An 8,111-nucleotide genomic window follows, 5' to 3' on the forward strand; every position below is an offset into this window, starting at 1 on the left:
GGCGCAACTGCAAACGGCCGAGCAGCTGGCGACGCAATTGAGACGATTTGAGTAGTGACGGGTAAGACAGATTAGGGGTCAATATAGGTTCATAAGGGATTCCGGTGTTGGTCTGCAGTCCGCACCGTTTTTTTTTCCACCAAGGCGAATGGACAAAAAGCTCCAGACGCTCGTAAATCTGGCGCCTGGTCTTTCAGCATGCATGAAAATGGCCATGAGATTCATGTCTAACATTGTTCTCTAATGCACGCTGAAAGACCGACATTCATTTCCTCTACACCTTTCCCCCCACCCCTTTAAACTTCTCAACAAACGCCGCAATCTTCTGAAACACACTCTGCTTCTTGGTCAAATACTGCGGATTCAGAGGACTCATTTTCGGCAGGATGGCATTGAGTTCAGTGCCATTCTCGCTGGCATACTCCCGTTTCAGCGAGTTAGTAATATACCGTTTGGCGGCTTCATTGTTCAGGCTCTCTCCTTCAATCAGCTCCTCCGCTTCACGCTGCTGTTCTTGTTGAGCGAAAGCAAAAAAAGCGTCAATAACACTGGCTTTATCACCAATCTCGTCAAGATCAGTCTGATTGATAAAATCAACCACCAGGTCTTCTTTGGCGCGGTTGCCAAGGCTGGCACGAATCAGTCGGCGCACTTCATCAACCAGATCGGCTTTACTCTTGGTTTTCTTGTTGTGCTCAAAGATCAGCTCCAGAATGTAATCCAGATTGATCTCCTGAGATTTCAGCAAGTCCACCTCAAACACCACATCATCCCAGTCGATGGTGGAATCTTCTTTTTCCTTGCCAGATTTCTGTCGGCGCTGCCAATCCCGAATATCGTTATAAGTAGAGCGGTAATCCTGAATCTTGCGCTCGGCGGGCAGGCGTATCGTCTGCATCTCCGCCAGCTTTTCATCATCCAGGTAATGCTCGGCCTTAAACGTTTCAACGGCTTCCGGGTCGCTCATATCCACGTCTTGCAGGGCTTTCAGGCTGGCAAACTCATCGTAGTTTTGCAGCACATTTTCGACGCGCAGGTACTCGCCAAAGAGTTTGGCGAAGGCTTTTTTGTCCGACTCTTTCTCAATGGCCGAAGGATCAGGAAAGCGCTGCTCCAACTCGTGCACCACATCCATAAAACCCCTTCTGGCTTCGCCGGTCACCAGATCGGTAAAGCCTTCCATATATTCCTTGTAGCTTTTTTCCAGCACCACGTTCTTGGTGTTTTTATCACCAAACAGGGTGATGGCATCCACAGTCGCCTGTTCCAGATCCCGGAAGGTGACAATATTGCCAAAGGTCTTGGTGGCGTCATAAATCCGGTTAGTGCGTGAATAGGCTTGCATTAGCCCGTGGTAACGGAGGTTTTTATCCACGAACAACGTATTCAAGGTGGGTGCGTCAAAGCCGGTGAGGAACATCCCGACCACAATCAATAAATCGATATCCTTGGCTTTAACCCGCTTGGCCAGATCGCGGTAATAGTTCTGAAAACCTTTGCTATCAACACTGAAATTGGTTTTGAAGAAGGCGTTATAGTCGGCAATTGCGGCGCTTAAAAACTCCTTCGCGCTGCTGTTCATGGCTGAGACATCAAAACTCTCATCCAGAATATCCCCCACCGCATCCTGCTCTTCATTGGCCGCAAAGGAGAAAATGGTGGCGATTTTCAGCGGCTTTTCGCTGCCAGCCTGCAACTGGTTCAGCGACTCATAATACAGCTTGGCGGCATCCACGCTGCTCACCGCAAACATGGCATTAAAGCCACCACGTCCGGGAACGCCACTGGCTTGCAGGCGATGGGTCTTCTGGCGGAAGTTATTCAGAATGTATTGGGAAACTTCACGAATACGCTCCGGGTGCAGAAGGGCCTGCTTGTTTTCTGCGGCGTTGAGCTTTTTCTCATCCTGCTCGGTTTCGATGGCCTTAAACGTTGGGCGAACATCGTTGTAGTCCACCTTGAACTTAAGCACCTTTTCATCGCGAATGGCATCGGTAATCACATAGGAATGCAACTCACGGCCAAATACGCTGGCAGTAGTTTCTGCGCCTAAAGCGTTCTGCGGGAAAATGGGCGTACCCGTAAAACCGAACTGATAGAACTTTTTGAACTTCTTTTTCAGATTCTTCTGGGCTTCGCCAAACTGGCTGCGATGACACTCATCAAAAATAAACACCACCTGACGGTTGTAAATGGCAAGGTCGCCCTCGCTTTTCATCAGATTGTTGAGCTTCTGGATGGTAGTAACGATGATCTTGTTGTTGTCTTTATCCAGATTGCGCTTAAGGCCAGCGGTACTGTCAGAACCATTCACACTGTCCGGCGAAAAACGCTGGTATTCCTTCATGGTCTGGTAGTCGAGGTCTTTCCGGTCGACCACAAAAAACACCTTGTCGATAAACTCCAGCTGAGTCGCCAGACGGGCCGCTTTAAAACTGGTTAACGTTTTACCGGAGCCGGTGGTATGCCAGATAAAACCGCCGCTTTCCGGTTTGCTCCACTGTTTAGCCTCGTAGGAACTGTTGATCTTCCATAAAATCCGTTCGGTGGCAGCAATCTGGTAAGGGCGCATCACCAGCAAGGTATCGCTGACATCAAACACCGAGTAATGCAGCAACACATTAAGCAGGGTACTTTTCTGGAAGAAGGTGGCGGTAAAATCCTGTAAATCTTTGATCAGGCTGTTATCCGCCTTCGCCCAGTTCATGGTGAAGTCAAAGCTGTTTTTATTACGCTGGGTAGTATTGGCAAAATAGCGGGTGTCGGTGCCGTTAGAGATCACAAACAGCTGCAAATATTTATACAGCGACTGCTCGCTGTTAAGGCTCTCCTTGCTGTAGCGATGCACCTGGTTAAACGCTTCACGAATGGCCACACCCCGTTTTTTCAGCTCAATCTGCACCAGGGGCAAACCATTCACCAGAATCGTCACGTCGTAGCGATTTTTATGGGTGCCGGTCTGTTCAAACTGCCGGATGATCTGGCAGACATTACGGTGAATATTGTGTTTATCCAGCAGGTAGATGTTCTGGATATGCCCATCATCAAAGACAAAATCGAAGATATGGTCATCGTGAATCTTACGGGTTTTATCAATGATGTTATCGCCGGGTTTATCCAGATAGGTCTCAACAAAACGCTGCCATTCCCCATCCGAAAACACCACATCATTCAGGGCTTGCAGCTGCTTGCGAACATTACCGAGCATCTTATCCGGGGTGTTTAAATCGGCTACGTATTCATAGCCCTGATTTTGTAGATCAGCGATCAGCTCCCGCTCAAGATCGTTTTCGCTCTGGTAGCTTTCGTTGACCTGGTAATCCGGGGTGTATTTATCCAGAACGATAAAGTTCCTGGACTCCGCAATGGTTTTGTAATCGGCCATGATGGTGACCCGTCAGTTTGGGTATGGGTTAGGCAGCGTTGCTGGTTGGCTCAGGTTTTGGAAAACTCAGCAGCAAGTCACGATAATATTCGTATTGTTGCTGGCGGAGCTTGATTTCGCGGGGTAAGCCTTCGGTGATGGAGCTTGCTAAAGCATCAAATTTATCGAGAGTAGAAACGATGCGAGCTTGCTCTGCCAAGGATTTATCGGTATCGCCTGCATGGGGAATGGGAAGCTTCACTTGTTTAAGAGCATTGGCATTGAATTGAGGTTGTCCTCCACCTGAAACTAATTTATTTGCCTGATCCCAAAACAGATCGCTTTGTGCAAAGTGCCAGTAATATCGAGGATTAACGATGGTCTTATCCAAGCTTAGTTTGATTAAGAATCCTGCATAAATTGCGGGGTAATCTTCTTCAAAAATCATTGTCTTACCATAAGTTGCCCCTGTTCTGGCCATGAGCAGGTCGTCTTTCTTTAAAATGTATTTTTTGTTTTCGTCAGACATTTCAACATACATTTTATCGTCTGGTGACAATTTACCATTTGCATTTATGTCTGTAATTCTGACAAAGCGAGCATTACCACTTTCTTGTGCTTTGGCTGCGTATCCGTATGTAAATTGACCAATATCACCCAACGTCTTCCACTCAACTTCGCCTTCTTCAAAACTTAGCAATTGATCACGGTAGTAGTTGTATTGTTTCTTACGTCCGCTAAGCTCGGTGGTAAGCTCGGTGGTAAGCTCGGTGGTAAGCTCGGTGGTTAACGAGGTAAATGTGTCTAAAATTCGGACGATTTCGGTTTGCACTTCTGGTTTTGGAATAGGTAAAACGTATTCCATTATTTTTGCTTTATTACCCCGAGGCATTTTAGCGCCTTTGGAATGCTGAATGTTGAACTCAAAAAAACTCTCAGCAGCTAAAACATGATATAAATAGCGAGAATTTATCTTTTTATCTGTAGGGTGAATAACAAGTACATCTCCATTTGTTCCACCGGATTGATTGGCGTGCCATATTTTCCGCAAATATGGTCGAATATTTCCTATTAAAATATCGTTAATGCAGTATTTTGTAAGAAGGCCAGTTTTTGGAACATATGACGATGAACTCTTACCTTCTTTATTTGGCAGCAGGTTATCAACACCAACGTAATTAGTATCATCCAATTCTTCAAAACTAATACGTGATTTAGAGTATTCAGCTACTTCCTTTAACGTCTTCCATTCAACCTCAGTACCATCAAGTAATCTTTCCATAAAAGTCAATTCACTCATGCCCGAGCCTCCACGCCTTCAATCTTCGCCACAATCGCATCAATATCCGACCGAAGTTGTGTAACTTTCTCAACAGTGGTTTTCAGTTCAGTATTCAGCTGAACAATATCCACCACTTCCCGTGTATCTTTGGCTTCCACATAACTGCTGACGGAAAGGTTGTAGCCATTGCCAGCAATGGTTTCAAAAGCCTCTGTTTTGGCAAAGTGTGCAATATCTTCTTTGCTGTCGAAAACCTTCAGGATGTCTGCGATATGTTCATCGGTGAGCAGGTTGTTATTGGTGCCTTTGTTAAACAGGCCACTGGCATCAATAAACTGGGTGTCGGTTTTGGTTTTGTGTTTGGACAGCACCAGAATATTCACGGCGATGGTGGTGCCAAAGAACAGGTTAGGTGCCAGGGCGATCACGGTTTCTACATAGTTGTTATCCACCAGATACTGGCGAATTTTCTGCTCGGCACCACCACGGTAAAAAATACCGGGGAAGCAGACAATCGCCGCCCGACCTTTGGCAGAGAGGTAGTCCATGGTGTGCATCACAAAGGCAAAATCCGCTTTCGATTTGGGGGCCAGCACACCGGCAGGGGCAAAGCGGTCATCGTTGATCAGAGTCGGGTCATCGCTGCCAATCCACTTCACCGAATAAGGAGGATTGGAGACAATGGCATCAAAGGGCTTGTCATCACCAAAGTGTGGATCGGTCAGGGTATCACCCAGCTGCATATTGAACTTGTCGTAATTGATGTTGTGCAAGAACATGTTCATACGGGCAAGGTTGTAGGTGGTGTGGTTGATCTCCTGACCAAAGAAACCCTCTTCAATAATATGAGCGTCAAAGTGCTTTTTGGCTTGCAGCAACAGAGAGCCGGAACCGGCGGCCGGGTCGTAGATTTTATTGATGCTGGTTTGCCCGTGCATGGCCAGTTGAGCGATCAGTTTCGACACCTGCTGCGGGGTAAAAAACTCACCACCGGATTTACCCGCATTAGCGGCATAGTTTGAAATCAGAAACTCGTAGGCATCACCAAACAGGTCGATATCGCTACCATGAAAATCCCCAAAGTCCAGCCCGGCCACACCTTTCAGCACCGCTGCTAAACGACGGTTTTTATCAGTAACGGTATTGCCCAGGCGGTTGCTGGTGGTATCAAAGTCAGCAAACAGGCCTTTAATATCCACTTCAGAAGGGTAACCGTTGGCAGAGCTTTCGATGGCTCTGAAGATGTCAGCGAGATCGGTATTCAGGCTGTCGTTGGTATTGGCGTGCTTGACAATATTGGCGAACAGCTCACTGGGATAGATGAAATACCCTTTGGTTTTAATGGCATCATCACGAATCTCAGGGGTAATAACACCATCATCCAATTCTGCGTAGTTTACACTCTCATCATCGCCTTCAATGTAGCTGGCAAAGTTTTCACTGATAAAGCGATAGAACAGGGCACCGAGCACATACTGCTTAAAATCCCAGCCATCCACTGCGCCCCGTACATCGTTGGCAATTTGCCAGATTTGCCGATGCAACTCTTTCCTTTGCTGGGAGCTTTTCATCATATTCATCCTGTTTAAGCAACGTGAAGCGAGATCAATTGAGACGCTACCGCCCGTGGATTTTACCGATACCTGCAATTGCGGCCGGGGAGCATGGGACCAGATAGCTCAGAGATGGATTTTTGGAAAATCAGTCATTGTACGCCTGTAAGGTGATAGGTGGTAGTCGTGTATTTGCGCAGAGATATCTAAAAAACATCTTGGGCTCGGAAAGAATCCGAAATCAGTGAAGGCGTTAATAGGGATGAAAGCCATTTCCCTAGGCAGAGGGAAAAATCAGGTATCCGTCGATAGGCAAAAATTTCTCACAACGGTAAAAAATGGTACCGGTTACAAAGTGATGGGAATAGAACTACCTGCTCGGTATAAGATTCTTGAAAAAAAAACATTTGCTGTATGAATATACAGTTGATAGAGTTTTAAACTTGCAAGGAAAGAAGGTGTAAAAAATAACCAGCAGCGACATAGGATAGTGCTACGATGACGGATGTTTTCAGGCAAATACCAACCACTCGATGCTTTCGAAGGCTGTGTATAAAGGCTCCCCACCGACAAATTAGCAATACTATCCGCCCCGCCAGGACAAATAGCAACTGTTCCAATTGAAAGGAAAATAAAAACGCGGCTGTACCTACAAGACTAAGAAGACCAAAACCGGCATGTGAGGAACATGGACTGTATGCTTAACTCTACAGAAATTGAACGCACCGTCACCCTACTCCCCCTCCCAGAGCAACTCAGACTCCCTGATATTGCCATCTGTACAAAAAATCATTGGATAACTACAGATGCTTATTTTAATAACCTTACATTTGAAGGGATAGAGAACCTCTTCTACGTGATCGGTTTTACTACTCTTTATTCCCACCAGATAGAATCTGCCGTCATCAAATATCAGAACCAATATTTTTCACCAATGTTGGCTGATTCAGTATCCCTGCCGTTTAGAGCTGTTTTTGAGATGGATGCTTGTTCCATGTTTAACTTTCGCGAGCAATACCACAGACCGCCAGTCTATGCCGATTATGTTGATGGCCTGGTACCTCTCGACGCCACCATTGAATAATTTACAGTTTCAATACGATACAAGCTCACAACATTGAAAAACGGAAGAGTTGCTTGATATGCCAAGTCACAAAAAAGGATGCCTGCAAAGGACCGCTGTTAAACAATGCCTTCAGTTTGATGAAACCGGGCAAAGATGGTGTGTCGAAGTCTACGGTAAACGCTTTTACTTTGGCAGAAGTAACTACCCATCTACGGATGCAGCAAAAATAGCGGCAATGGCTTTCATTGACACGCTGCCACAGAAGGCTCTGTAATCAAAACAGCTTCTGATGACCACTTAAAAAATAGATAAAGAAAACCACTTGGATATGCCCGGAGTATGCCTTTCTTGATCATCGGATACTAAATTGTCGTAATAGACCTGCCCTCCTTCGCCCTTAGCGGCCTCTATCACTGTTTTTCCTATTTGATGTATTCATACCGCTCATACTCTGGAACTCCTTTTCTCAATCTGGATACTCCCGTTCTAAAGCAGGTTCAGCATAGGCAAAGCCTCAACGGTGAATGCACGTTAGCTTCTTTTACGATTGGGCTATTTATTGCCGTTTCACTGGCCGTTTGCCTTGGGCCGGGGAAGCATAGAAAGTTGGTGAACGGGGCATGGCTGGGCTAGTCTTACCCGTATTATACGGGCTTTTTGCATTTTGGGTGAAAGGGCTTGAAGCCAACCGTTTAAGGTATATTATATTGTTTCTACTTTAGGGAAAGTGGTAGTAGCCATGATTCAAGTCCCTTGAATCTACAGGCGACCTCCCTGCTTCATCCAGTACGCCAGCATCTCGTCGTACTTTTCCTCATTCTTCTCGTACTCCTTCTGAGGCAGCGC

5 protein-coding genes are annotated in these 8,111 nt (G+C 46.2%); 2 read left to right on the forward strand and 3 right to left on the reverse strand.

The annotated features are described in order from the left end of the window. Positions 1 to 274: 274 nt before the first annotated feature. Genes AK963_RS22650 through AK963_RS22660 form a run of 3 tightly spaced genes read right to left on the reverse strand, consistent with a single transcriptional unit; the run spans position 275 to position 6,220 of the window. Entirely contained in the window at positions 275 to 3,385 is a 3,111-nt protein-coding gene (locus AK963_RS22650; RefSeq protein ID WP_066017689.1) for an HsdR family type I site-specific deoxyribonuclease, read from the reverse strand. Positions 3,386 to 3,413: 28 nt separating this feature from the next. After that, the gene (locus AK963_RS22655) at positions 3,414 to 4,664 is read right to left on the reverse strand and encodes a restriction endonuclease subunit S (protein ID WP_066017690.1); all 1,251 of its coding nucleotides are present in this window, start codon (positions 4,662 to 4,664) and stop codon (positions 3,414 to 3,416) included. After that, positions 4,661 to 6,220: a type I restriction-modification system subunit M gene (locus tag AK963_RS22660; RefSeq protein ID WP_202969831.1), complete on the reverse strand. Its 1,560-nt coding sequence runs from the start codon at positions 6,218 to 6,220 to the stop codon at positions 4,661 to 4,663. The genes AK963_RS22655 and AK963_RS22660 overlap by 4 nt, the downstream gene beginning before the upstream one ends. 676 nt (positions 6,221 to 6,896) lie before the next feature. Between AK963_RS22660 and AK963_RS22665 the strand changes: the two genes are divergently transcribed. After that, the gene (locus tag AK963_RS22665) at positions 6,897 to 7,283 is read left to right on the forward strand and encodes a hypothetical protein (RefSeq protein ID WP_066017692.1); all 387 of its coding nucleotides are present in this window, start codon (positions 6,897 to 6,899) and stop codon (positions 7,281 to 7,283) included. Between the two features lie 58 nt (positions 7,284 to 7,341). Beyond that, positions 7,342 to 7,539: a hypothetical protein gene (locus tag AK963_RS22670; protein WP_066017693.1), complete on the forward strand. Its 198-nt coding sequence runs from the start codon at positions 7,342 to 7,344 to the stop codon at positions 7,537 to 7,539. Positions 7,540 to 8,111: the final 572 nt, after the last annotated feature.

The sequence above is a fragment of the Endozoicomonas atrinae genome (genome assembly GCF_001647025.1).
Taxonomy (GTDB): Bacteria; Pseudomonadota; Gammaproteobacteria; order Pseudomonadales; family Endozoicomonadaceae; genus Endozoicomonas; species Endozoicomonas atrinae.

Excerpts from the sequence above, each read along its gene's own strand:
- AK963_RS22650 (WP_066017689.1), bottom strand. The coding sequence starts at position 3,385 with ATGGCCGATTACAAAACCATTGCGGAGTCCAGGAACTTTATCGTTCTG.
- AK963_RS22655 (WP_066017690.1), bottom strand. The coding sequence starts at position 4,664 with ATGAGTGAATTGACTTTTATGGAAAGATTACTTGATGGTACTGAGGTT.
- AK963_RS22660 (WP_202969831.1), bottom strand. The coding sequence starts at position 6,220 with ATGATGAAAAGCTCCCAGCAAAGGAAAGAGTTGCATCGGCAAATCTGG.
- AK963_RS22665 (WP_066017692.1), top strand. The coding sequence starts at position 6,897 with ATGCTTAACTCTACAGAAATTGAACGCACCGTCACCCTACTCCCCCTC.
- AK963_RS22670 (WP_066017693.1), top strand. The coding sequence starts at position 7,342 with ATGCCAAGTCACAAAAAAGGATGCCTGCAAAGGACCGCTGTTAAACAA.